Annotated in this window: 1 tRNA gene and 2 rRNA genes; all 3 read left to right on the top strand. The window is 53.3% G+C overall.

Annotated elements, in window-relative coordinates:
- Positions 1–116, top strand: a 16S ribosomal RNA gene (locus LU196_RS20335); the annotation flags it as partial.
- Positions 117–205: 89 nt separating this feature from the next.
- Positions 206–280 (top strand) — tRNA-Glu (locus LU196_RS20330).
- Between the two features lie 215 nt (positions 281–495).
- Positions 496–599 (top strand): 23S ribosomal RNA (locus tag LU196_RS20325); the annotation flags it as partial.

Here is a 599-nt window from a genome sequence, read left to right as displayed (position 1 = left end):
CAAAAGAAGTAGGTAGCTTAACCTCCGGGAGGGCGCTTACCACTTTGTGATTCATGACTGGGGTGAAGTCGTAACAAGGTAACCGTAGGGGAACCTGCGGTTGGATCACCTCCTTACCTGAAGATACTTTCCCGCGAAGTGCTCACACAGATTGTCTGATAGAAAAGTAACGAGCAGGACGGCTGCGAAGTCGTGACACATTCGTGTCCCCTTCGTCTAGCGGTTAGGACTCCGCCCTTTCACGGCGGCAACAGGGGTTCGAATCCCCTAGGGGACGCCACCTGCTTGGCGACAGGTGAAAGATGTCTCCACGATGTATCGCAAAACTGACCTGCGGGTCACGTTTGCGATATATGCTCTTTAACAATCCGGAACAAGCTGAAAATTTGAAACGACGCGCCTTATCAATGCCCCGTAACAGGCGGTGAATGAGGCGCGGTCGGGTCTCTCAAATGCTTGCAATGCGCAGCGCTGAAAAACGCCTGTGGGTTGTGAGGTTAAGCGACCAAGCGTACACGGTGGATGCCCTGGCAGTCAGAGGCGATGAAGGACGTGCTAATCTGCGAAAAGCGTCGGTAAGGTGATATGAACCGCTACAG

The sequence above is a fragment of the Pantoea sp. Mb-10 genome, from assembly GCF_021272205.1.
Classification (GTDB): Bacteria; Pseudomonadota; Gammaproteobacteria; order Enterobacterales; family Enterobacteriaceae; genus Pantoea.
The sequence above is the reverse complement of the archived record's forward strand: the minus strand, read 5'-3'. Positions and strand labels throughout refer to the sequence as shown.